Origin of the sequence: Pedobacter sp. KBW06 (genome assembly GCF_003852525.1) — a bacterium.
GTDB lineage: Bacteria > Bacteroidota > Bacteroidia > Sphingobacteriales > Sphingobacteriaceae > Pedobacter.
In genome coordinates, this window is the sequence record NZ_QAJL01000006.1 from 58,713 (window position 1) to 84,535 (window position 25,823).

16 protein-coding genes are annotated in these 25,823 nt (G+C 37.5%); 5 read left to right on the forward strand and 11 right to left on the reverse strand.

Annotated features, from left to right (window positions below; all coding sequences use genetic code 11):
- Positions 1 to 163: 163 nt before the first annotated feature.
- The 11 genes from DBR43_RS30225 to DBR43_RS33100 form a co-directional block, all read right to left on the reverse strand.
- Positions 164 to 2,008: a hypothetical protein gene (locus DBR43_RS30225; RefSeq protein ID WP_124587082.1), complete on the reverse strand. Its 1,845-nt coding sequence runs from the start codon at positions 2,006 to 2,008 to the stop codon at positions 164 to 166.
- Positions 2,009 to 2,169: 161 nt separating this feature from the next.
- Positions 2,170 to 2,352 carry a hypothetical protein gene (locus DBR43_RS30230; RefSeq protein ID WP_124587083.1) on the reverse strand — a complete coding sequence of 61 codons (183 nt, stop codon included), beginning with the start codon at positions 2,350 to 2,352 and terminating at the stop codon, positions 2,170 to 2,172.
- Positions 2,353 to 2,376: 24 nt separating this feature from the next.
- On the reverse strand, positions 2,377 to 3,681 hold the full coding sequence (locus DBR43_RS30235) for a PIN domain-containing protein (protein ID WP_124587084.1): 1,305 nt from the start codon (positions 3,679 to 3,681) through the stop codon (positions 2,377 to 2,379).
- A gap of 247 nt (positions 3,682 to 3,928) precedes the next feature.
- Complete coding sequence (locus tag DBR43_RS30240; RefSeq protein ID WP_124587085.1) at positions 3,929 to 5,119, reverse strand: DGQHR domain-containing protein; 1,191 nt, start codon at positions 5,117 to 5,119, stop codon at positions 3,929 to 3,931.
- Positions 5,119 to 5,670, reverse strand: coding sequence for a hypothetical protein (locus DBR43_RS30245; RefSeq protein ID WP_124587086.1), 552 nt, complete (start codon positions 5,668 to 5,670; stop codon positions 5,119 to 5,121). The genes DBR43_RS30240 and DBR43_RS30245 overlap by 1 nt, the downstream gene beginning before the upstream one ends.
- 122 nt (positions 5,671 to 5,792) lie before the next feature.
- On the reverse strand, positions 5,793 to 8,069 hold the full coding sequence (locus DBR43_RS30250) for a DGQHR domain-containing protein (RefSeq protein ID WP_124587087.1): 2,277 nt from the start codon (positions 8,067 to 8,069) through the stop codon (positions 5,793 to 5,795).
- Positions 8,066 to 8,896 (reverse strand): DNA adenine methylase, encoded by an 831-nt coding sequence (locus tag DBR43_RS30255; protein ID WP_124587088.1) that lies wholly within the window; start codon positions 8,894 to 8,896, stop codon positions 8,066 to 8,068. The genes DBR43_RS30250 and DBR43_RS30255 overlap by 4 nt, the downstream gene beginning before the upstream one ends.
- A gap of 619 nt (positions 8,897 to 9,515) precedes the next feature.
- Complete coding sequence (locus DBR43_RS30260; RefSeq protein ID WP_124587089.1) at positions 9,516 to 12,578, reverse strand: helicase-related protein; 3,063 nt, start codon at positions 12,576 to 12,578, stop codon at positions 9,516 to 9,518.
- Entirely contained in the window at positions 12,571 to 14,553 is a 1,983-nt protein-coding gene (locus DBR43_RS30265; RefSeq protein ID WP_124587090.1) for a phospholipase D-like domain-containing protein, read from the reverse strand. The genes DBR43_RS30260 and DBR43_RS30265 overlap by 8 nt, the downstream gene beginning before the upstream one ends.
- 3 nt (positions 14,554 to 14,556) lie before the next feature.
- Positions 14,557 to 15,696, reverse strand: a complete 1,140-nt coding sequence (locus tag DBR43_RS30270) for a hypothetical protein (RefSeq protein ID WP_124587091.1) — start codon at positions 15,694 to 15,696, stop codon at positions 14,557 to 14,559.
- Positions 15,697 to 15,899: 203 nt separating this feature from the next.
- Complete coding sequence (locus DBR43_RS33100; RefSeq protein ID WP_199757173.1) at positions 15,900 to 17,006, reverse strand: hypothetical protein; 1,107 nt, start codon at positions 17,004 to 17,006, stop codon at positions 15,900 to 15,902.
- 636 nt (positions 17,007 to 17,642) lie between these two features.
- On the opposite strand from DBR43_RS33100, the gene DBR43_RS30280 reads away from it, so the two are divergent.
- From DBR43_RS30280 to DBR43_RS30300, 5 genes are all read left to right on the forward strand, one after another.
- A complete protein-coding gene (locus tag DBR43_RS30280) occupies positions 17,643 to 18,185 on the forward strand; it encodes an RNA polymerase sigma-70 factor (RefSeq protein ID WP_124587092.1) in 543 nt (180 codons plus the stop codon).
- A gap of 108 nt (positions 18,186 to 18,293) precedes the next feature.
- Complete coding sequence (locus tag DBR43_RS30285) at positions 18,294 to 19,472, forward strand: FecR family protein (protein WP_124587093.1); 1,179 nt, start codon at positions 18,294 to 18,296, stop codon at positions 19,470 to 19,472.
- Between the two features lie 226 nt (positions 19,473 to 19,698).
- The gene (locus DBR43_RS30290; RefSeq protein ID WP_124587094.1) at positions 19,699 to 23,199 is read left to right on the forward strand and encodes a SusC/RagA family TonB-linked outer membrane protein; all 3,501 of its coding nucleotides are present in this window, start codon (positions 19,699 to 19,701) and stop codon (positions 23,197 to 23,199) included.
- Between the two features lie 10 nt (positions 23,200 to 23,209).
- Positions 23,210 to 24,622: a RagB/SusD family nutrient uptake outer membrane protein gene (locus DBR43_RS30295; protein WP_124587095.1), complete on the forward strand. Its 1,413-nt coding sequence runs from the start codon at positions 23,210 to 23,212 to the stop codon at positions 24,620 to 24,622.
- A gap of 28 nt (positions 24,623 to 24,650) precedes the next feature.
- A complete protein-coding gene (locus DBR43_RS30300) occupies positions 24,651 to 25,793 on the forward strand; it encodes a TlpA disulfide reductase family protein (protein ID WP_124587096.1) in 1,143 nt (380 codons plus the stop codon).
- Positions 25,794 to 25,823: the final 30 nt, after the last annotated feature.

Sequence of the window (25,823 nt, forward strand, 5' to 3'; positions counted from 1 at the left end):
GAGTTCGTTTGTATTGTTTTCCATGACTATTCATTTTAGTTAGAACAAAAGTGAATAGCTTGCATAGGAAAGATTGGGTACTCCTAATTACTACCGTAAATTAAACTTAAGAGCATTTAAATCGTGAGCGCAATTCAAAATCAAACCTACATAGGAATATATACTATTTCGACCTACCGTGCTTTCTAAAAGCCTGAATCAGCTGGTAAACAAAATAAGCAATAAAGATTCTTGCAATTCCATCAATAAACCTTGTTGAGGCTCGAAATTCCTTAATTCCATTAAGATCTTCGAACGTATCTAATTTATGAAGTGGATTAATAAAATCCAGAAAAAATGAACTTGTATGAAAAAACAATGATAAATTTCCTTTATCGAGTGGATCTGCCAGAGTATAATCCATGCTTTTAAGAAATATCATATAAAAAATGACTGAAATAATTAATGTCGTACTTAGCGCTCGTATCCAGCTTTGACCATGATTCGAAGATATTCGATTTAAAACAAGAGGCAGTTTTTCCCAGAAAAAAAGTCGCCAGCTAAGAGATTCATTATATGCATTCATTTCATTAGCAAAATAATCATTGGCTGCAAGCAGATCTCCTTGTTGCTCATGAAGCTTTTTCAACTGAGAATTTGCGATTCTTTCCTGGTGTTTTAAATCTTTATTAATCGTCCCGGTTTCAATAGCTCTAACAGTTTTAGGCATTTTACTACCAGCCAAAAATATTTCACTGAGCTTTGTACTGTAAAAGGACAATTTAAATTCAGAAAAATCAGTATCCATAAAATTAATTTTCCCGAGATCACTAGATCTTAAATACAGTTCATACCGTCGATACTTATCTTTTTGGAGACAGTGTTCAATAAAAAAGCTAGACTTCAACTCCTCATTCTTATATATTTCTAGGAATTCCTGATAATTCATTGTTGAAGGCAGAAAGCTTCCACTTATCGTATTTGAAATATTCCCTACGCCTGCATTCCTGAAATTTATAAAGGAAATTGATTCCAGATAGATCCCTTGGAGCGACCAATATACATCCTTGTTCAGATGAATATTTGTAAATGAGAGGTGATTAATATGAATAGACTTTTCGCCTATGATGCTTCTTATAGAAACATTAATCAGAGACTTTTTTATTTCAAGTTTATTAATAAATATAAATTTGTTATCATTATCATCTAACAAGGTGGTCAATTCAGGAGCGACATTATTTAGTATGAGTGCACCACCAATGTAAGTATCAATTAGATTGATTTTAATCTGATTGCTTTGTCTCTGCTCGATTGTAAAGTCATTAATGCAAGTAAAAGTTGAAATGTAAATGTTAACATTTACATCAATAAAGTGCACGGATTCAAAGAGTCCCCGAATATGAATCTCACCCTTTTTGACAGAGAAAATCTTCAGTTTCTGTATTGTTACTGGTATTCTTTGAAACGGATAGTCTGAATTTACAATTGAACATTCTTCAATAATTCCTTTAGCTTGAAGACTAACCGAATTACAATCATGTAACTCTAGCTTTTTAATTACTCCATTTAAGTTTCCCTTTGAGATTTTGTTTGGATCATTGCCCTTGTAAAATAAATTATTCACCACACCATCTATATTTAGCTCACTAAGAAGAGATTTATTTATTAGTATTTCTTGAATGGCTTTTTTGGGGGTTTTGACTGTCATTTTATCCACAACCCCGGACGTAAAAATTATCCTATCAATTTCACAATTTTCTAAAATCAATTCATTAATTGTGACACTAATTTCGATTTCTTTTATAATACAATTTAGAAATGTAACGATTAATGGCTTAACTGCACTTTTAATCTCGACTATACCAGATTCATCAGGGGCTATTTCATAATTTTCCAAAACGATGAAGTCACCAATTCTTTCCTCTGCTCGATAAACTGAATTAAAAACCGCGTCGTATCTCAATGCGCCGTTTAAAATATCTGTAAAATCGCGATTGCTTAAGGGTGTATGTTTTCTTGTTCCAGACATACTAAAACCCCATAGTTAAAAACTTCTGCTGGATATCGTAGATTTCTAATAAAGAAAATAAAAAAGGGATTAGCACGGAATTCATATAGTTCAAGTCAATTCAGGAATTTAAAGTAATAAAAATAATTGATTTCAGGTTAGTAATGAATTTTACATCTCTGCTAATGCGTGGTAATCTTGTTTTCCTGAACAACAGCATCCATATATGCTTTTGCCTGTCCGACCAGGAAAGACATACGCGCCATTAGCTGATTCTTCGGATATCCTGCAATAAAATCAATGTAATTTTCTGGAGTATCCTTTCCGAAGGCATCTTTATAGTTTAATGGAACAAGGATATTCATGAAGATAACAAATGCGCTTAATGGTTAGAATAATTTAATTTGCTTCCTTCCGTCTGATATTTCTACGAATGTCCCGTAATCAAGATAACCATACTTAACATTCACTTCAAATGCATTATGATTAAATCTATAAATCATTGACTCCGCACGTTCGACGAGAATTTCAAAGTTATTATCGTGAGATTCGCCGACAATAACAAAATCACATTCATCATAAATACTTGTATCAATATGTGCAAACAAATTTCTTATTGTCTTTTCCAGTCTCCGCATGCTGGTTTCTATATTACTAATTATGACACCAATTTTTCGGTCGCCATCAAGATATTCAAAATCGACCTGGTAACGCATTTCATCGACAAGAACCACATCTCCATATTTATGAAGATAGAAGTTTCGAACCGCTATCTCGGCCGTTGAAGCATAACCAGAGAACCCTGTATGTCGGATGGAAATTTCTTCTTCCTTTACTTGTTCAATAGCTCCTGAGTCTGCTCCCATTATCTTAAGTAGATCAGATAGCCTGATAATTTGAAAATGATGTCCTTCAGATAAATCGTTGAATTCCGTAATCAATTCAAATCTGGGAAATAGAGCAGTCTTATCACTTTTATGATACCAATCAGGCTTTTCTTCACCTGATACAAATACGACGTTTTTCTTGCTGCGACCAACTTGAAGAATTGCAAGCCAAATTAAGTAGTCCCCTATTCCATCATCATCTTTAGAGCTGTCTTTATAACCAGGAGGAATTTTATGCAAATAACGATAAGCAAGATTTTTTTTGATCTGATCCTTATCGAATTCCAATTTTATAACAATTTCAGGCGTAAAGATTTCCCTGTAGATTAAGCTCACTGGATCATCCCATGACCAATTTTTGACTTCATTAACAATTTTACCAATACTGGCATGATATCGCTTTAAGATATCCTTCATCTCCAATTCGATACCAAGTGCTTCCGTATATCCCTCCATACCTTCCATTAGTGGATATTGGCCGATGGAAAGATTCGGAATTCCATTCCTTTTTTTGTTGATAGCATCGAACATCTCCCCTATTTTTTTTGGGCGATTATTCGCAAATTCTCTAGCCACTTGATCGGGGATTAATAATTGATTCTTTGATTTCAAAAGTGCATAAATCTTGCCGATTTCTGTTAGGCTTCCCGCGCCTGTACTGTAGGGAACTAGCAATGCATTTGTATCAAGAATGAAAATACAATTATCTTTAATTTGAGATAAAGATATTTGATGTGTTCCAAATATATGTTCTGGATTGGGATAGATTTTAGATGCATTAAAAATATCGAACGCGTCTGATGCCATGAGATGTTATTTTTACTAACCTAGTTATTTTAGCCGAAACAACCAACAATTCAACTAGACATTAATAAAATAGCCGTTCCGAAATCAAAATAGGATTTATCGAAGACGAATCCGTTCCAAGTGATCCCCAAGTTATTGAGTATCACTTGGAGATATATAAACGGAGACCGAGATGAACGTTTCAACAGTAGCCCCCCCAATCTTCGTCTACTCACAGTATTCAATTAATGATAGACTCTGGCTCAAATCAAGCTTTAAGATCGGCTATTGTCTTTTCCCCTATTAAAAGTTTATAAAATGCCGATTCTCCACCACTGCCTGGCTTAAAATTACCTGAAGTAAAGTCATTATCAGCAACATGTAGATCTGAAAATATATTTTGGAACTCTTCAATTGTCGGTATTCTGCCTATGTCGTCCCCCACCAAGTTTAAATAGGCAATTTTTAAAAATCTCATCAAGGCCTTAAAAGCATTTGACCTTGGCAAAATATTCCCCTCTTGTTCTTTATTATTCCAAGCGATAGGCCATTGTCGCTGAATACTTGTAAAGTAATTAAATATGATAACTGCGATATCATTATCTCTTTCACCAACAAATAAGTTTCTGAATGGGTACTTCCTAAGTTCGGCGAGCTCCATGCGACGAGGAATTTTGCCCTTCATATATAAAGTTCTATCAGCGAAAGGGTCAGGAGAAATCAGTTTTATTAGAGACTCTACAAAACCAGCTTGGGTAAGAGGTTCAGATGTTTCACGTCCTTTAGTTTTCACTCCCAATCTTTTGATTCTTTCATAAAGAGGACTCCTTTCATCGGCACTATCCAATGCAACAGCAATTTGATGGCATGTTCTAAATGGACTTCTTGTCCTGGACAGTCCTTCAAGATCGTAGACTAAACTTTTGTTAACTTTAGTTTGAGCTAAATTTACCGTAGCAAATATGTTAGCTTGTTCATCTATATCTAGTCCGATAAAAACTACTACATTAAATTGAAAACTTTCACCCAAATCATTAAGGCTTGCATCGAATGTATGATTATCATTTAAAAAAGCTCCAATTCTATGTTGTCCATCCAGAACTTTCGCTACTCTATTGATTGGAATTGAATCTTCTTCAAACTCTGCCTTATAACTTTTTAATGTTAGTGTGCCATTTTGATCATATTCTGCGCAGTTCTGATCAATAGCCAACACCACACCAGTAGGAAATGAAGCGTCCGGAGACCTGAGATATTGCTTTATTTTCCTTACTCGATCTTTATCTAAAGGTCGCTGTACTCCTAAATACTTTTCTACGTCCCTTTGTTCGCCTTCAATTCTTCGAACATCTGAATATGATATAGAAACAAGATCCCTAGCCCCAATATTTCCAATAAAAAAATCACCCACTGGTTGCGTTATTCTTATTACAGAAAAACTAATTTGATTCGTCTCCATTATTTACTTTGATTTAAACTGGCAGTGAATTTGTTATTAAATCCAGCTTGTTGATTGTTTCTAGTCGCAGTCCAATTAGAATAACTTCCATGGTAGATTGAATAAATTCTAAAAATAACTGTTAAAGAAAGAAAAATCATGGAAAGTTTAAAGTAGAGGTCAAATTCATGCTTTTCCAAATTTATTTCGGCAACCCATTTATTCTTTGCTATTAAATACAGTGCTATTGTACACGCGTAAATAATAAATGTTGACATAAAAAACAGCTTCACTAATGGCAATTTGTATCCTGTACCATGTGTCTTGACCAGTAAGTAAATTGAAGGCGCGATAAAACTTAGACAGTAGGACAGCATTTCTCCCGGAATTATTTTCTCTTTAAATGCTCCTGGAATATTGTCTAGTTGTATTGATGCTATTATAATATTCAAGATTAGTGGAATAAAAGCAATCACTGTCATCCACAAGACTTCTTGCGTACTTTTACCTAGCGCAGGGTAGTTTATATTACAAAAATACAGCACAATGTTTTTAGCTAAATTTTTCATCATTTCTCATACTTACTTAGTTGAAAGCCATTCTAGATATTTTTTTAATAGACATAAATTACAATGATATTAAGAGATTTACCAAAGCTCTTTTTCATTATTCATAACAATAAAACAATTTCATATTATCCACGTAACCAGTCGTGAATTTCCTCAATAAACGAAAGTTCTTCGCTAGTGACATAATATGTATGATAATTTTCATTACGAATTCGGTTTAACTCAACCATCCATTTTGTTTTGTTTTCCTTACCTCCTGAAATCTTTTCCTCACCAGGCTTTGTAAAGCTATTTTCAAATAGTTTCTGCCAACTTTTGAGAATTATCTCACGATAGTCGATTAAATGAAGTTGATCCCAAGGTTCTTTCTCATCATCTTCATCTTCAATATCTCGGTTTTTCTTTGCTGCAAGTAAAGTAGCTTCAGAATAAATTTTTTCTGGGACTCCCTTTTTAAACCAGTTTTTACCAAATTCCTCTTCAAGCTTTTCTCTCACTCTAATTTTTAGAAATGTATTTTCAATTTCTCTAATAAGCTTAAATGCTTTTTCGTTATTCTCCTTTTCTTCCTTTTTCAAATATTCATCAAGTCCTTCGTAATGTACCTCAGGATGATTTTCACGCATTGCAGCCTGTAAAGTTCTCCAGTACTTGGCATCTCCAGGAGTGCCATAAGCTGTCTTCAATTCGGCTGTCTTAGTGTCGCTAAGATCTTTGTAAAAATGAATTATTGTATCCAAGTAGGTTTTAATCTCTTCAAATACTGTTTTAATATTGGTGGTTGATTTAGCAATTTCTGTTTTAAGCAAATGGTTGATTAAGTCGTTAAGTAACATCGTAATCCCATAAAAACCCTTATTTATTACAATGATATTTCCGTCTTGCTCCCACATTTCCTCTAAGCTTTCTTTTAAATATCCGAATGCCTTAAAAAGAAATTCTGAGATATTATTGTAGGCCTTATCCAAATCTCCGGTATAAAATGTGCCTAGTTTTTCGATTTCGTGTCTCTTTACCTTACCCAAAAAATCGGATCTATTTAGAGCAAGATTTATATGTTCAGTAGTAATAGCTCGTTTATCTTCGCCAATCGAGATTTTACCAAAGAAAGGCGACTTTCTATTTTCACCAAGATTAATGGCAATTTTTGATTTTAGAGCTTTAATCTGATCAACATAACTATCTGAATCCCACAGCAAATCCGCATCAAGAGTATTTCTAAGATCTTTTGGAACGGCTTTCTGGTTTTCATTAATCTGCATGAAAAGTCTCACTTGTTCAGATCTGTCCAAATTTACTAATGCAACGACAGGAATTGTGTTACTTGACTTATATTGTGAATTTGAGTAACCATATAATCTATGTTGTCCATCAATAATATATGCCGACCTATATTTTTTCGGTAAATGAAGAACACCAATCTTAGAAATAGCATCTGAAACTTGATTATTACTTTGATCAAAGACAAGTTTCTTGTTTTTATCAGAAACAATATTTATGATGACCGAATTTGGGAAATAGCCCTTATCTTCATCAATGAAAGTGTGTATTTCCCTTAATCTAGCCTTTTTTATTAATCGTTGATAGGTCGGCATCATATTTTCATTCGCTTTATTCCTATGAAGAACAAAACCGATTTTAAGAAGCTTTTCCGGTTCAATTGAAAATGAGTAGTAAGTGTGGCCCCCCATTTTACCTTCAATCGCAGGTATCCTATTCTCTAAATCAGGGATATCTTGCCCTGCAAACAAACTTCCAAGTAATTGATATCTTGCTGCAACACCAATTTGAGAATGCAGTAAATAGTAGTAATCAATTATTTCCTCTGAAAAATGGATGCCATCAATATTTTCTAATCTAAGTTGATCGTTATCTGATACTCCAAGCTTACTCGTTGCTAGTATGTATTTAAACTTAGGCTTAGTGGTTGGAAATAAAGCTGAAATGGTATTAATTATACCTGATTTCTTACTTTTCATTGCTTCCAATTCTTGTTTAAAATCTCCAATTTTATCTTTTGATGTTGATCTACATTCAATAATTAAGACTGTTTCATCATCTTTAGCAAATACATCTACCTGATGAGTAAGATTACAATCTCTTTTGTCATAGGGTATATGAAAATGACGATCCTTATTTAAAAGTTTGAATCCTAGAAGCGCAAAAAGTGTCCAAACTTTGTCTTCAAAAGCAATATCTGAAGGCTTCTTTTTATATATTCGAGTTTTAGTCTTAAGTTCTGCCTTTAACTCCCAACCTAATGACAGTTTTTCTTTCAAGAGTGCAGAGCTGTTCGACACACTTTCAAAATAAGAATCTGGCTTTTTAATTCTTAGCTCTCTTGTAATATCAGTATCTGTAATCAGTTTACCGATAAGCTTAGTTTTTAATTCTTCGGTCATAAGTCAGCATTGGTAAAAACAAACTCACTGGTCTGACCTCTTTCAGAATTAGTACCTCCTATAAGACTGGCTCTCTTGAATTCAAATTGCCTATCGCCTTTGTCAAAAATTTCTTCAATTGTTTTGTGAGCAGCGTTTGTTAGGATATAATAAGCCCCTATATTTTTCAGTTCGTCAATTAGCTTACTTAACCTAATTTGATCTTCAAGGGAAAAAATCTTCTCGTTATATTTTATAAATCCATTTAGATTATGGGAAACCGTATATGGAGGATCGAGGAATACCAGATCGCCACTTTTAACGTTATTTAATACATCATAAAAATCACAATGCTTAAGAGAGGTATTTCTTAATGCTTTTTGCGCAGAAAGTATATTTTCTTTATCGAGGAAATTCTTAGTTCTAAAACCAAAAGGTACATTATACTTTCCTTTTAAATTTACTCGATAAATTCCATTATAGGATGTTTGATTTAAATATATAAATCTGGCCGCGCGTTCAACAGAATTTTCAAAAATAGTTGATCTTATTTGATAATAATCCTCCTCGGCATTTTTGAATGTTTCCAATTTCTTTATCACATCTTCAGCACTATCTTTTATCGTTTGGTACGTCTCTATCAATTCTCCATTTAGATCAGACAAATAAGCATGCCCATTAGGTTGCAAATAAAAATATGTAGCTGCACCACCAAGAAAAGCCTCATGGTAATTATTAAATTTTGTATTCTTAATATTTTTTAAATATTTAAGAAGCCAAGTTTTTCCACCAGCCCAACGTAAAAAAGGCTTAATATTTTGGTCAATTGCTATATTTGTTAACTCCATGTATGATTGAGAGATTGCAGAGGACAGAGACTTAACTAAAAATTAAAATTAGTAAAATTTCTGAGTTTGTAATAATATGAATAATTTATAGGTTTTCCATGAAATTGCTAAAGATAAACTACATTTCTCACTCATGAAATGTAGTTTATAATATGTGTTGAAAAATAGGCCGGTAAAAGGAGTGCTCTCGACCGAAGAAGGGACACCATTTTGAATGGTCCTATGACACTTACAAAGTGTATAAGCTGCTGCTTCACATTTGCTTTTCACCTCTATCACAACTATATTTTGAGCCTATTATCAAAAGCTGTCACATCATATATGGGCTGAACATTCTGACAAATCAATACCGATATCATTTAATATGAGCACATTTCAAAAGCCCTTTAATACCTATTTTTTGCTGTAGTCGCTAAGTTAAATGAACTCCGCCCAAAACTTTAAAAAGTCCCCTGCTGTCTAATATTTCCATGCTTTTTGGGATAAGTAATAATTAGCGTAGCATTCTATTGATACAGGGCATAAATAAACGGGCTCCTTAATTTCAACGGCCTTCGAGTGTTACTGTTAATCCCTATCTTCACTTAAATTTTTAGAAAAAGTATTAAATATAGTTCCGTTATTCATCATCTAAGCATTCCATTTGCGAGTCAGTACTATCAAAGTTTTGGACATCATACAATGCTTCTATCTTGTGCTTTATTGCTGCTGGTATTTGGTCTTCACTGATCTGTTCCATTGTGCTTGCCGATGTATCATAGTTAGCTTTAAGAGAAATATCATTAAATGTTTCGGTGAATGTATTGATGTTTATTAAGAGCTTTACGACTTGGTTAACCTCTATCGATTGGCTCAAATACGGGTAAAACACGTGAATTTTGTTATCAAAATCGAGGCTTTTCATTTGGTTCAGTTTACGGTTGCTCAGCGAATTGATTCTATCGATCCTGCCGGTTCTTTGTTCCATATCACTAGGATTCCAGGCAATACCATAATGGTAGACATTCTGACAGTAGGTATGTAGATCTTCTCCTTCCCTTAAAATATCCGTAGAAATTAGCACATAGGGATAGCCTGGCATTCTAAATTGTGCAGCGACAATACTGCGATCCCTCTTTACCATTCCACTAATCCCAACGACTGGGCTTAAGGATCTAAGGATTGTTGAGACCTCCTTCACTGTCTTATTCCTAAAGTTCATATTAAGAATTAACTCGTAATCTAATAAGATGGTCTTGACTTCTAATAACAGAAAATAAAATGGAGCATCCGGCTCAATGAGAAGTGTGAGCATTGAGTCAGTGAAGTCCTGATGTTCTACTCCATCTGCTACAAAAGTTGGCAATAAGCCTGTACCATTTCTCATGATACTTTTCAAGATTGCATTCAGAGTAGCAATCTCCTTCAATAATGCCTGTGCACTATTATTATTTTTGATTCGATCCAACAGCCACCTGTCAAACTCCTCTCTGCAGTTTTCAAGCAATAGTCTGGTTATAAATGTATTTTCCACATGTCCCAGGGTTGGAATCCTGGCTGCGGTTAATTGATTACTAGTAACAGAACCGTTCTTTATTAACCAAGTTGCTAATGCAGCTTGACTTTGCTCATATAGCTTATGTTTTTTTGTATAATCCTTAAAACTGATATTTCCAAGATATTCTATAAACTCTGTTTCATTAAAACGGAAGATTTTACAGGTATTGTTAAGATGAGTAAGATCTATATCAAACCAATTTTCACGGTACATTTTAGTACGAAGAAAAAAACCTGGCCTCCCTTTTTTGAAGTAGCTATTAAAATAATAAATATCTTCATTTTCCATAGCGATCTCGGTTTCAACCCCCTCCTCAATATCCTGCTTATTAAAGTCCGCAATGTGGTCAGTAATAGCGTTTAAAGTTGCCTTTTCTAGTGAACTTGGAATAATTTTCAATTCTCGATTAATAACCCGGTCAATCTCCAATTTAAAGTGTTCATCTTTATAGGCAAACATTAAGAGGTCTATAGCAAGCTGACCAATTGGAATCTCTTTACTAGAGAGAAGGGCTTTGATAGATGTTCGACTAATCAATTTATGAAACAGGTCTGGAAGTTTGGCTTGTATATCTTTTTCATGCCATTTTTTAATCATTATAGCAACTCTTGAGGTTGCATAATCCTTGTATTTCCCTTGAAAGTTTAGAAATCTCTCAATAACGATTTCTTTTTCAAAGCGTTGGAGCATTCTACTTTCCAACTCATGAACAGTCATTATCCTTCTGACAAATGTCAGGGACTTTTCTTGACGGGTCAACTGTCGAACTATTTCCGCTTCAAACTTGCTTTGCTTTGGATGCGGTGGTAATTCATCCTTAAATTCCTTCGAATAAGAACTCATTATTTCCTTGATTACATTAACATCCTCACTTTCACGCCTGTTTCTACCAGCAACTAGATCATACTCTTTTGGATCCGAGAGGAACTTTTTCCATCGATTATCTATATCGACCGAATAACTTTCAAATCCGGCCAACATCCCCATTTCAAATTCAACACCGTTCTTTAAGTTCAGGTGTTTTAAAGACTGGTATTGCAGTAATTGCCAAAATACACCTTCGAAATCATCTTTAATCTTCAAAACCTCTGGTTCCAAGGATTTATTGACATTGCCTTTCCTGTGTTCTTCTCTGCTCTGGTTTCTTGATATAGTTACATTACCCAACTCATATTCCATGTTTCCGCGTATAAGAAATGATGATAAAAGCTTCTTTATTTCTTGAGCTGATTTGCAGTCTGTTAGGATATGCTGATGGGTAAAGCAATTTAGCTGATTTTTGATTTCCAGAAGATTGCTGTCTTTCGGGGTTGCCGAAAGACATATGACTTTTCTGGCCAAGGGGAATTTGATCTTACTCTTTAGATCCTTGAAATCCGCAAATATCTCCTCATCTCCTAGCGCTCCAAGAAACCTTGCAGTTACTTCATTTCGGATAGAGGCTGTATAATGTTCGAGATCTGTTCCGTGCTTATAGTTATGAGCTTCATCGATTACCAGACAATCTACTATTGATGAACATACATTCATCAGATAAGCGATCAAACGACGTAGCTTATATAGATTATCGTTTGCGAAATATCCTTTTTCCCAAGCTCGTCTAATACTATCCTGACTATACTTGTTCTCTTTAAAAACTTGATATATCAGCCTATCTCTTAATTCACTTTTCCTCTGTGATCCATCTTCACTATGAATGTGTACTACATTGCTAAAGGAGCTCATACGAAAAATGTTGTACTGTTTGCCTTCGCTAATGATACGTAATCGATCAGAAATATTCTCTCTTACTTCATCATCTTTGTGTATAAGATTACCTTCTTCTCCAAGGTAGTTTTGCTGCATGAAGAGGCTTAATTCCTTCTGCCATTTATCCTGAAGGTTAGCTTTGGGAACGATGATAACGTCCTTATGATTTTGCTTTTGTCCAAAATGCCTAAATAGTGTAATAATTCCCAGTGCAATATAGGTCTTACCAAGCCCAACCTCATCGGCTATATAGATAATGTTATTCCCTTCTGACCTGGAGAGATACTGATAGGCCTTTCTAATCACCTCCAGCTGGCGCTCACTGATCGAGGGAGATATAGATCCATTTGGATTCAAATCGAGGATTTTTCGTATATCTTCACTTGTACTAAACATAACTCTTTTTTAATTCCTTGATGATCCAGTTCTGTTTATCATTCAATCCATCGATAAAGGGAACAAGAGTCTTTGATTTAACCCTTAGATTGTTTAGCTCCTTTTGAATATCCTTTTTAAAGAGTTGTATTTCTTCAGTTGGAAAGAGATCAAAGTGTTTCCACTTTAATGCCCTTTCATAAAAATTCACTGATAGAATCTGCAAGATCATCCAATACAGATTTTTAAGCTTTCCATCATTGATTTGCCCATGAAGCCCTTTTAAACAATATGATACCGTGTCGATATTTTCGCTGAGTAGGTAGTATTTAATATCGCCGAGCTGGGCTGCCTTTTCTGTAACCGTTCTAACCTCTTTAAATAAGTAGTTTTCTAATTTAATCAATGAATTAAAATATGCGGCCATCTCGTTCAATATTGATTTTCTTTCGATCAGTTCTTCACAAACGATTCCTGACTCATCTGTTATTCGCTCTGAGATTGTTTTGCTTAATCGATTGCTCTGGAAATCATCACCAAGAAAATTCCAATAGTCCAAGATATTTAGTACTGATAATTTAAAATCAAGCGGCTTGTTTTCAATATTCAACTGAACGGGGTAATAATTATAAAACTCTCTCACTCCTTTGTTGTCTATACTAAGCTCAATCAATGTATTGCCTGTGAGGATCTTAATATCTTCTTCAGCCAGATTTTTTTTATGATGGCCTTTGCTTAAAGGGCTATCCTTTAAGAGTTTCTCAAACCTAGCAGTCTTTAATGGTGTATTCGATATATATTCTAAGATATTTGTCTTCCAATCAAGTATAAACAGAACATCTGGTGCATTGCGATTAGTGTTCAATTGTTCATTCGCCTCCAGATCTTCTATTTCAACGAATTGTAGTTTATCAAACTCTTCCTCAGGGAGGGGCTGCAGTATAGGTTTCATGTCAACTATTGACTCTATGTAAAGTACAGCAGACTCCATATTGGACTCATTATCTTTAGGCCGGAAATAACTCCAGCCGGGCTGAGTGAAATTCACTGAACCGATAACAGTATACATATTTTTAAGTCCGTAGAAACGGTACATTTTTGCATGAATATTCCTTACCTCAACATTAAGGCTCTTATCACGCCATATGCTCCAGGTCGCGCCAGCTTTTCTTAAATTCTCAAAAACCTCCTTTTTAAGAATCACTTCATTGTTCCTAAGTTTTGGAATTAGGATTTTAACTTTAGAGTTCTCTTTAGAGTGCAGGAAATCGAAAAGTCTACTATCATGGCTAAAATAAGGTGAAATGATTTCTATTTCAGATATCTTATCTATGTCGAATATATTCTTCTTCAGAAAATCATGGAAGTTGCTATATGTACTATGGTGGTATTTAAAGCTTTGATCAAGATCTACATATTTAAGGAAACTATTAATACGCTGTTCAGCTTCAGATGGAAGATTTCCGGATACTTCTGAGGTCTGCCTAAGCATTCTCTGAAGTAGATTTTCGTTGACTGTTTTTGGTCTCGATCTATTGGCTTTAATCTCTCTTACTGAGAAAACTTCAAAATTATCGCACCAACCGCTTGTAGTAAGATTGCCTGATCCTGTGACAAAGAGAAGCTTCTCCGCTCCATAACTATCCTGAACAAGTATAATAATTTGTTTGGAGTGAAAGTTGCAGATTTTGCCATTTCTTCCCGGCATCCTTACGCAGAAGATGTCATAAGCTAGCGCAGGCGCAGTAGAATGATCCTTAGCAAAATAATCGCAGTATATTGAGACTGGCGGAATTTGACCAGCTTTTTGATATTTACGCCAAAGTATCTTATTGTGAATAATCTCCTCACTAAAGTCCCCTCCACTAACCATTAAAGGCATCACATAGTTCTCAAAGAAACGGGGATCAAAGTTAAAGGTATAAAACACAGCTGCCTTGACAATATATCCTTCGAGTAACTCCTTTAGCTTGTCCCTTAATATAAATTTATCCATGTATTAATGAAGTTGCCTATATATATTTAAATAGGATGAGATAAAGTAAGAGTTATCATTATGAATGGTTGGATTGTAATCATACATTGATCTAGCACCCTCAAAATGATTCACCTCTAGCCCATTTTCATTCATCTTCATCCAAGCAACAGACTTCCTACCAGCTGACACCTGCTCATTTCTATTAGCCAATCCTAGGACTAACTCGACATTTGGTAACGTTAAAAATTTGTTGAGTTCTTGAATTGAAATATCTAACCCCTCTGTATCAACGTTTGTCCTGGTTTGTTCAATTGCTGACGATACTGAAATTTCAAATCTAGTCCAATAAGATTTTGTCTGCAGATATCTAAAAATGTGGTTGAGAGGGCTTAAAATGAGTTCTGTTCTTCTAATACTATCCAGTGAATGGTTCAATTCTTCGCTAGCAGAGTTTAGTGATAAATTCTCGATCAGTTCATATAAACTCATCCCAAGCAAGTTCTTATTTTCGCTTATTGCTTTATATAGGCTATTTTCGCAATTATCTTTTAGCAAAGTCTTAATAAAAAGATTCCTTTCATCACCTTCTGGTTTATCTATCAGGGGATAAATAAGCTGTAGTTGGGATTTATTAAATTCCGTATTCTGATCCACTGGTTTTCTAACCAAGCGATCTATCATTTTATCGAAAGCAGGTACCGTTTTAATTTTTTTCTTCATCAACTCATGAAAACCTGAAATTTCGGTGATCCCTGCATCACTGAATGGTCTATTATACTTTCCCCAAACTCCATAGGCCTTCTGATTTGATAGTATCTCCTGCTGATCTGAAATGGTAATGGTCTTATTTGGGGTATTGATTAACTTATTGATCCGGTCAACGCCATTAAAACCTTCTTTAGGATTCTTCTGGAATCTCACAAAGGCCATGAGTTTCTCTAAGCGGTTAAAAAAGCTTTGAAATGCTTTATCCTCTATCCTAAGTTCCTTTTTATAGTAAGAAGCAATACACATAATCTGGAAGTCAATAATACTCGAAGATACCGTTGAAAGATCAGGAATTAGTCTACGACCTGCCGCCTGCCATATTACTTGCATACCTAGTGGGTCTCGAGAACCTTTGACAATATAATTGGGATCTTTTGCAGTTAGAAAATACATTTTGATTGAGAGGTTAAAATTTAATTGGTAATCGATCCTTTATTATCATAATTAAAGCAGGATAGTAGCAAGGCTTAAGCGATTATCCAAGAACTTAAAGTAAGTTAGGTTATTCTTTTAGAGTAAGTTCATTTTACCTACTCTTTTTATAGGGGGGGGGGGCAATTTTTACTATTCTTTTTCATTTCCTGATAACTGTTAAACTATGGTCGAATGAATACCTCAACAATTAACTCCTCGGTACTCATACGGTTTAAGTCATCTTCTAGTCCCCTAGGATTCCCTACTAGGTTCTCGGGATCGTAAACAAAACAAATCAACTTTTTACAATCAGGATGGGAACCATAATGCGCAATATCAAGAATCAACTGATTTCCAATATCCTTATCTTTCATCGATGCCCTAGTTTTCTTCACCTCAATCACAATTTTTTCGCGCTTTAATAAAAAGTCAACCCGGGTAGAACTCCCAGCGTAAGAAGGTGTATACTCTTCTTTTCTCACGTCTTCAAAGTTCATGCGTAACAAAGCGTTCATTAAATCCTGCACGTCATACTCGTCATTAATTACAATGGTTCCTCTTGTGTCATGCCTATTCTTCAATTGAGTTGCTACCACATGAAACTTATCAATCATCGTAGTCAATGCATCGTCTATCCTGTTCGTACCCTCCGCTAATACATCATTATCACTGAATCTGATTTGTAACTGCCTAATCAAGCGTTTAGCTAGCTTTTCAAAATTGTCATAAGCAGCCAAAATACTCATGGTATCCATTACATCAGAGCCTATCAAAATATGAGGAGGCGTCGTTAAACCATTGTTAAGCACAGAAGGATTATCAACTACTGCAAACTTCGGACGTCTCATTCTTATAAAATAACCTGGTTTAGCTCCCCATTCAAAATGGTCAATCTGGGTCAGCAACTCGATTTCGTTGTTCATATTATCCATCGACCGGATTATTGATAGCTCAGACAAAATGAACTCACGCAATCCGAAAAACTGCTTTGAAAGCATCGGAATTTCTTTTCGCCAGGCACTTATGTCAATTCCAGATCTTTTAGTTAAGCGAACTTGAACATCGTTAGACGACAATTGTTCATAACGACTTGATGATGAATCCTGATTTCTATAGTAGAAATCAGGATTCTCAATCCAATTTCCAGCCCACGCTTTATCGAAAGGCTGCAGTTCAGATGAAATTATTCGTACTTCCTCAAACAATCGTTCGCGAATAGTTCTAGTATTGTAGAAAGTTGCTTCACATTTTTGTTCCGTAATCAAAATTTGTTGATTGATATTGCTCATTATTTGTAGGCGTTAAAGTCTCCTATAAATTTAGAAAAAACTATTATAATGGAATATCTAATAATTTATAATTACAATCATACTGCAAATGATTTATAGGCTAATATTTTCAATAGAAAAATCTACGGCATCAGGTAGTTTTAGGCCAGATACCCCCTCGATCAAATTAACATTAACCTGATAAGTGGAGGCGTCACTGAACTCCATAAATAATAAATTTGATCCGTTGAGATTTCGGTTTCAATGACTAAACCATGCTCTATAGTACACAAGGGAACCAGAAGCCAACAGGTCATTTCAGCTAGAACTCCCGAAAAAATAATTGCTGCGATTTAGGAAATACTAAATCTATCGACGTAATAAAGATATGTACAGCTCATAACGAACAGCCCGTTAAGCACTTTTCAACTCGCAGCATTCTAATACAGAAAAACGTAGATTGCCATCGAATTACAAACAATTAATAGGTTAATAGATATAAAGATTACTACCCTTCAAATTAGATTGAAAATTATCGTGCAAGTGTAAGAAGGTAAATTTTATGAAAATTAAAAACCTTCGTAAAATTTATTTAAAATTCTAAAATCTCCAACCCACATCCTTAATTCTCCGTAACTATATTTATATATTTGGCATATGGTGGGGGAAGATCGGGGCGCACTCAACATTGATGATTTTGAAGTACTATTTCGCAAGAATCATAAATTCTTGTGCATGATTGCTATGGACTACGTCCACGATCAATTCATAGCTGAAGATCTCGTACAAGAATTTTTCATCAACTTCTGGCAAAGACGTGACATCATCAACCTCACAACCAGCTTTGAAGCTTACGCCCGCAGAGCGGTAAAATATAAAAGCATTGACCACCTTCGAAAAACTGCCATCGCTGAAAAGCGAAACACCGAACTAACCATACTCGAAGAACAACAAGCAATTTTAGACGAGGAAGAAGACCAAGAGCTCCAACACCAACGCTATGAAAAAATCATCGAGATGATTCAGTCCCTCCCACCGGATCGCAGAAAGATTTTTATGCTTCATGCCATGGACAAACTCAGCTACGCCCAGATCGCAGAGAAACAAAGCATTTCCATCAATACCGTAAAAACCCAACTAAAAAGAGCATATAACGCATTAAGAACCAAAACTCTTGGTTTACTTATGAGTATCCTGTAAATCACAATCGTTTTTACCGACTCATAATCAACAGATTACAACAAAACTACATCTTTTTTAAGATCTGCTGTCACCCATCTCCTACTTTCTTACGACACTGTGTTGATTATGGATAATAAACTCACACCATTTAGTCCGGATTGGGATAAAGTTCTGGAGAAACTGGAGGCAAATAAAGCCGCCGGCTTAGAACTCAATGCTGAAGAAGAAAACCTGCTAAAAGAACTTCAACAAATCAGTACCGATGCTGCGCAAGCTTTCAAAGCCTACAACGCTTTCGATACCGATAAAAAGTGGGCTGAGCTCAAACAACAAATACAACCAGACCAAACCAATAAAAACTCCAACAAGAAAAGGAAACCAATAAAGCTCTGGTTAAGAATTTCAGCAGCTGCAGCTGCAATATTTGTTATTGTTGGCATCGGATTGGTACTTCAAAAAGACAGTCAACAAAACAAAAACGTCTTCCATAACGACATTCCAGCCGGCATAAACTCCGCAACACTAACCCTGGACAATGGCAAAAAAATAATCCTGTCAAACGCCAACAGCGGACAACTCGCGTCAGAAGCAGGCATCCTGATCAGCAAATCAGCCGACGGCGAAATAATCTACAGCATAAAAAATCAAACAGAAAACGCTGCAAATAAAACCCATACCCTATCTACCGTAAACGGACAGACCTACAGACTCCAACTCCCCGATCAAAGTAAAGTATGGTTAAACGCCGCTTCGTCTATAAAATTCCCTGCATCTTTTGCCGGACTAAAAAACCGTAAAGTAGAACTAACCGGAGAAGCGTACTTTGAAATCTCCAAAGACAAAGAACACCCCTTCATCGTAAAAACAGACCAACAGGAAGTACAAGTACTCGGAACTCATTTCAACATCAACAGCTACCCTGATAAACAAAACACCAGCACTACCCTACTCGAAGGAAGCGTAAAAATCACCAATGAACATAAAATACAACAATTACTGAAACCAGGTGAAACGGCCCTCGTAAACAACAACGCGAACATCCTCGTTTCCCCGGCCGACATCAAATCATCCATGGCCTGGAAAAACGGAGACTTCCGTTTCAACGAAGAACGCATCGACGAAATCATGCTAAAAATCAGCCGTTGGTACGACATTGAAGTCACCTACCATGGCCCGATCTCAAAAGAAAAATTCAGCGGAAAAATCTCCCGAAATAAAAACATTAGCGAAGTCTTAAACATGCTCAGCTATTCCAATGCCGTTAAGTTTATAGTCGAAGGAAGGAGGGTAACCGTAATGCAATAAAAACTTACCTAAACTATTAAAGCCAGACCAAGAAATAAACACCAGTCCGACGCCAATCGAACTGGTATAAAATAAGGTCGGCTGTCAACAGAATTGTCAACTAACCGCTAAAGGCCGCGATCTCGAAAATACAAGGCCAATAGCTTCAACCAACCTACAACAAATGTACAAAAATTGCACTCATCTGCGACGTCGTGCGCGCGCGCAGTATAAACTATGGAGAATTATGAAGCTAACCACTTTTCTCTTATTTGCATTGATCATGCAAGTCAGTGCCGGAACCTATGCACAAAAGATCACCCTCTCTGCAAAAAACGCAGAACTGTTCACGATTTTCGATCGGATCAGCGACCAAAGTGGATATGATTTTATTGTCATCTATTCTCTATTGAAAGATGCAAACAAAGTAAATATCAATGTACAAAATGCAGAGTTGAAAGATGTGCTGGAGCAGATCTTCAAAAACCAGCCACTGGAATACAGCATCAGCAACAAAACCGTGCTGATCAGGAAAAAGGAACGCAGTTTCGTGGAGGAACTGATCCACCGATTTCAGGAAATTGATGTAACAGGAAGAATCCTTGATGAGCACAACCTTCCCCTTCCCGGAGCATCGGTAAAGGTTAAAGGGACAAAAAAACAAACCCTGACCAATCAGAACGGCGAATTTAGCCTCGAGAACGTAGACGATAAGGCCGTACTTGTCATTTCCTTCCTTGGTTATCAGCCCAAAGAAGTTACCGTTCAGAAGAACCTGGGCGCCATTAACCTGACAGAACAAACCGGACAACTCGAAGAAGTAACCGTATCCACCGGATACCAGACCCTTCCAAAAGAACGCGTTACAGGTGCCTTCTCCAGTATCCCTGCAAAGAAACTCGAACAACAACGCCTAAGCAGTATCGGCTCTTTACTGGAAGGCAGGATTGCAGGATACAACAACGGCCTGATCAGGGGAACCACTTCGATGAAAGGCGTAACCAATCCTTTATACGTGGTTGACGGCTTCCCGGTAGAGAATACCAAATACAACACCAATGGCTCTATTACCGAAAATGTACCGGGACTAAACCTGGAAGACATCGAAAGCATCACCGTATTAAAAGACGCGGCAGCGGCCTCGATCTATGGTGCAAGAGCAGCAAACGGAGTAGTGGTCATCGTCACCAAAAAACCTAAAAAAGGCAAAACTCAAATCTCTGCGTCGAGTACAATTACACTTTCTTCCAACGCGGTATATACCGATAACCTGACCAATTCGGCAGATATTGTGAGCCTCGAAAAAGAATGGGAAACCAATAATCCAAAGCTAAAAGCGGCAAATTCAGCCACCTATGCGGCGAACGTATTGACCAATGCAGGTTACCAGAGCCAGGGCATCAAGGCCATCCTTGCAAAATATGCAGGAACATTAACTCAGGCCCAACTGGATGCCAAGTTAAACCAGCTGGCTTCATCTGGCTATCAATACTATGACGACATGGTAAAATACAGCAAGCGCAATCCATTCTATCAGCAATACAATGTGAGCGTGGGCAGCGCTTCCGAAACCAACTCGTTTTATTCTTCACTGACCTACCGCAACAACAAGTCCGAAGACAAATACACCAAAGACGAAAGCCTGGGTTTAAACATCAACAACACCACTAAAATCAACAAATGGCTGACACTGGAGCTGAGTAATTATTTGTCCTATAACGATGCTACACAGCAAAATTATACAACTCAATCTCCGCAGTATGCTTACCTGCCTTACGATCGTTTAAAGAACGAAGATGGCTCTAATTTCACTTCTACCGGTGCCTCCCGCCTTAGCGCAAACACCATGTCACTGATCAATTCAAACGGTCTTTACAACATGGACATTACCGCATTGGACGAGCAAAGCCGTAACCTGGGTAGGTTGAAAAGTTTCAGCAACAGGTCCTTCATTAAATTAAATGCAGACATCACCAAATGGTTAACTTACCGTTCTACTTTCCAATACGAGTTTGGTTCAGACCGTTTCAACAGGATGTACGATAAAAACTCTTTCTATGTGAGAGATCAGGTAAACGGCTATGCCGGAAAAGTTGCCGGAGGACCGGTTACCTTTAGCCTGCCTTATGGAAACATCAATTACGATCAGGACAGCTTTAGTTCTGCCTATAATTTCCGTCAGCAATTAAATGTCGACAAAACATTTGGCGACAAACACAACCTGACGGCCATCGTAGGTACGGAGATCAGAGATACCAAACTGGAATTCGAAGATCAGTACCTGTACAACTACGATCCGAAAGTATTGACCTTCGACCTGATCAATGCCAAAGCTTTAGCTGCCGTACCAGGTGCCATCATTGGCGGTAAATATTTCTCCAACAGCAACATCGCCAGTCAGCGCGAAAACGTAAACAGATTCGTGTCGGTTTATGCGAACGCAGGTTACGCCTACGACAGCAAATACCTGGTGACGGGAAGTTTACGTTGGGACCGTTCCAACCTATGGGGCACCAATTCCAAATACCAGAATAAACCACTTTGGTCTGTAGGTGCAGGATGGAACATTTACAAAGAATCCTTCTTTAATGCCGACTGGGTAGACCTTTTGAAAGTAAGGTTCTCTCATGGTATCGGCGGAAACATTGCTAAAGATGCAGCGCCTTACATGACGGCCTTTTACAGCAGCAATAATAATGTAGGTGGCTTACAGGGAACCGTAGGTAACCGTCCAAATCCCCTCCTATCCTGGGAAAAAACAACGACCAACAACGTCGGTGCAGATTTTGCCTTTTTCAAAAACCGCATCAGCGGATCCCTGGATTACTACAACAAACAAGGTAAAGACCTCCTGGCAAGCACCATGGGTGTGCCGACAGAAGGATTTGGCTTTAGTACTTATGCGATCAACAACGGCGAAATGACCAATAAGGGAATCGAGCTGTCCATCTCTGCCGATGTGATCCGAAGCAAAGATTTTACCTGGAATACGAGCATTTTGTACGCCCGCAACAAAAACAAAGTGACCTATGTCAATGTGGAAGCACCGGTATATTACTTACAGTTGGATTACCCGCAAGCCTATCCACGAATCGGAAACCCTTACAATGCCATTTACAGCTACCGTTGGGCAGGATTAAGTGCTGACGGTTTGCCACAGGTGTACAATGAAAAAGGCGAAAAAGTATTGAATTCTCCAGCCACCCTGGGCTCTATTGTGTACAGTGGCTCGACAGTTCCTACGTATAGCGGTTCCTTTAATAACCTGCTGGAATATAAAAACTTCTCTTTCTCCTTTTTGCTGACCTTTGAAGGTGGACATAAAATGAGAAACACCTTCCTTCCGGTATTGGGAAGTGCCTATAATGGCGCCCTTGGAGGTTATGTGACGCAAATCACTGCGGTAAATAAAGAGATCAACGACAGGTGGAAAACTCCGGGTGATGAGAACAGAACCAACATTCCAAGATTGGTGTTTGCAGAAGATCCTGCCTATAACAGTCAGAGTGCAGAGATCTACCAAAAATCAGACATCAATGTGATCGATGCTTCAAACATCCGCCTTAGAAACGTCTCCCTCGCCTATCGCTTGCCGAAAAACCTCCTCAAAAAAGCGAACCGGGAAAATTTAAGGTTCCAGTTCAATGTGGAGAACGCATTCACGATAGCAAAAAGCAAAGAAGCCAAGTATTTATTGAGTGGATATCGCCCGGCAAATTATGTATGGGGTGTTTATCTTAATTTTTAAAGCAAGAGAAATGAAAACGATATTATCAAATACGCTAAAAATCTCAGCCCTGATGCTATTGATTAGTTTTAGCAGCTGCAAAAAATTCCTGGACATTGTTCCGAAAGGACAAAAAACGCCAACTACATTGGCCGATTATGAAGCCATGATTCGTGATGAATATGGAAACCAACGGATGACCATTACACAGGCCATCCTGTTGATGAACGACAAGTTTGAAACCACGGCAAACCTGAATTATTACCCTTTGTATTCGGTCAATTATTTCTGGAATGAGAATGTAGACCGGATCCCGATCAGTGGTAGTGACGAAACGCCCTATTACAATGCCTATACGGCAATATCAACGAGTAACCTGCTAATTGAGCACGTTCCAGCTTCGACAGAAGGTTCAGATGCAGATAAAGCCCAGCTGGTAGCCCAGGCAAAGGTTTTAAGGGCATTAAACTACTACATGCTGGCCAACTATTACGCAGACCCTTACGAAGCAGCTAACGCAGGGAACAAGCTGTCTGTGCCGCTGATCCAAAGTGCAGACATCAATGCGCCACATACTCAGGTGAGCATCAAAGATTTGTATGCCTTTGTCCTGAAAGACATAGATGAAGCCATTCCAAACCTTCGCGTCACCAGTGCAACGGCCTTACATCCGAATTTAGGTGCAGCTTATGCACTTAGAGCAAGGGTATACCTGACCATGGGTCAGTATACAGAAGCACTCAGCGCGGCAAACGAAGCATTGAAGTACAACGACAAACTGTACGACTGGCCTCAGTTCTATGCCACTTACAAAACCCAGATCGAACAACCAAACGTGTACACCAATGCACCTTCACCAATGGGTTTTGATTTCGTAGAGAACTATTACTACCGTCATGGAAGCAGCTATTCTTCAGGCCGTGAATCTGCGTTGAGAACTGATCGCGCACCTAAATTTGAAACGGGCGACGCCAGATTTGCTTCCCGCTGGAAACTGAGAACAGTGGCCGCAGATACCTATTACACAAGCATCACCATCGGCTTTTATAACTATGGAGGCCTGACCACCACTGAGGTTTACCTGATCAAAGCAGAATGCCAGGCCCGTTTGAACGATGTTCCGGGAGCAATGACCACCTTAAATGCGGTGCGTGTGAAAAGGATCTTCCCTGAAAACTACAGCCCATTATCAGCACCAAACACAGTTGAAGCAGTAAAGCTGATCCAACGTACCAAAGCAAATGAGCTGATCAACAGCATTGCAACCTTCGCAGACAGACGTCGTCTGAATAAAGATCCGAACTACGCGACCACCTTAACGAAAACAGAAAACGGTCAGAACTACACACTCTCTCCTACTTCTCATTTATGGACCATGCCGATCCCATTGGGAGCCATTAAAAACCCGGGCAACGGAACCATTGTACAAAATGTAAGCAAATAATCATCCTCTTAAATAAAAGATAATCAACATGAATAACAACATAAAAAAAGCATTAACGATACTACCTCTTGCAGCAATAATCACTTGTTCAGGTATACAAAGTTTTGCCCAGAACGGCAAATACCTTTTGAAAGGAAATATTGCCAAAGCAACAGGAAAGATCTACCTGGAACATGAATTAAATGGCAGTCCGGTAAAGGTAGATTCCACTAAGCTGAACAATGGCGAATTTGTATTCAAAGGAACCGTTAAATCCCCTGGTTTTTACAGTCTGAATGCCAAAGGCCTGAAATACCCGATTCAGTTTATCCTGGAAAATTCTGCCATTACCGTTACAAAAACGGCAGATAGCATGGCTATGGCAGAGATCAAAGGCTCTGCAGCGCAAGATGTTTATATGGGTTTTTACAGCGGCCCATGGAAGGAAATTACCGCAACAGCAGGTGGTATCTATGGCAAACTGGATAAGGCGGAAAAAGCAGCGAAAGCTGCCGGAACTAAAGTGGATTCCCTAACACGTGCCGGAATTGATAAAGAATTTGCAGACCTGGATACAAAAAATCAGCAGGCAGTGAAAACTTACATCAGCAAACATCCTTCCTCCGCTGGTTCTGCAGCAGTAATTTACGACCGCTTTATCGGTTATCCGAATTTTCCTGTTGCCAGGGAGTTATTCGCTGGTTTAACCAAAGAAGCGCAACTCTCTACGGTTGGTGCCATGATCACGAAATCATTGGCTATCGATGCAAAAACGGGTAAAGGTAAAGTTGCTCCTGCGATCAGCATGACAGATAAAGATGGCAAAATCGTTAAGCTTTCTGATTTCAAAGGCAAATATGTCCTGATTGATTTCTGGGCAAGCTGGTGCGGTCCCTGCAGAAAAGAGAATCCTAACGTAGTGGCTGCTTACAAAAAATATCATGACAAAGGATTTGAAGTTTTGGGCATCTCTCTGGATTCGAAAAAAGACGCATGGCTGAAAGCCATTGAAGCAGACGGATTATCCTGGACACATGTTTCTGAATTGAAAGGATGGCAAAATACAGCAGCTACAGAGTATGGTGTAAAAGCAGTACCTGCCAGCTTCCTGATTGATCCGAATGGTAAAGTAGTAGGAAAAGATTTAAGAGGAGAAGAGCTGAATAAAACTTTAGCCCAGTTGTTTAAATAAAAAAACTACATAAAACAAAAAACCGCCTCT

Bases quoted from the DNA above. Each gene is read 5' to 3' on its own strand.
- DBR43_RS30225 (WP_124587082.1), bottom strand. From the start codon at position 2,008: ATGTCTGGAACAAGAAAACATACACCCTTAAGCAATCGCGATTTTACA.
- DBR43_RS30230 (WP_124587083.1), bottom strand. From the start codon at position 2,352: ATGAATATCCTTGTTCCATTAAACTATAAAGATGCCTTCGGAAAGGAT.
- DBR43_RS30235 (WP_124587084.1), bottom strand. From the start codon at position 3,681: ATGGCATCAGACGCGTTCGATATTTTTAATGCATCTAAAATCTATCCC.
- DBR43_RS30240 (WP_124587085.1), bottom strand. From the start codon at position 5,119: ATGGAGACGAATCAAATTAGTTTTTCTGTAATAAGAATAACGCAACCA.
- DBR43_RS30245 (WP_124587086.1), bottom strand. From the start codon at position 5,670: ATGATGAAAAATTTAGCTAAAAACATTGTGCTGTATTTTTGTAATATA.
- DBR43_RS30250 (WP_124587087.1), bottom strand. From the start codon at position 8,069: ATGACCGAAGAATTAAAAACTAAGCTTATCGGTAAACTGATTACAGAT.
- DBR43_RS30255 (WP_124587088.1), bottom strand. From the start codon at position 8,896: ATGGAGTTAACAAATATAGCAATTGACCAAAATATTAAGCCTTTTTTA.
- DBR43_RS30260 (WP_124587089.1), bottom strand. From the start codon at position 12,578: ATGTTTAGTACAAGTGAAGATATACGAAAAATCCTCGATTTGAATCCA.
- DBR43_RS30265 (WP_124587090.1), bottom strand. From the start codon at position 14,553: ATGGATAAATTTATATTAAGGGACAAGCTAAAGGAGTTACTCGAAGGA.
- DBR43_RS30270 (WP_124587091.1), bottom strand. From the start codon at position 15,696: ATGTATTTTCTAACTGCAAAAGATCCCAATTATATTGTCAAAGGTTCT.
- DBR43_RS33100 (WP_199757173.1), bottom strand. From the start codon at position 17,006: ATGAGCAATATCAATCAACAAATTTTGATTACGGAACAAAAATGTGAA.
- DBR43_RS30280 (WP_124587092.1), top strand. From the start codon at position 17,643: ATGGTGGGGGAAGATCGGGGCGCACTCAACATTGATGATTTTGAAGTA.
- DBR43_RS30285 (WP_124587093.1), top strand. From the start codon at position 18,294: ATGGATAATAAACTCACACCATTTAGTCCGGATTGGGATAAAGTTCTG.
- DBR43_RS30290 (WP_124587094.1), top strand. From the start codon at position 19,699: ATGAAGCTAACCACTTTTCTCTTATTTGCATTGATCATGCAAGTCAGT.
- DBR43_RS30295 (WP_124587095.1), top strand. From the start codon at position 23,210: ATGAAAACGATATTATCAAATACGCTAAAAATCTCAGCCCTGATGCTA.
- DBR43_RS30300 (WP_124587096.1), top strand. From the start codon at position 24,651: ATGAATAACAACATAAAAAAAGCATTAACGATACTACCTCTTGCAGCA.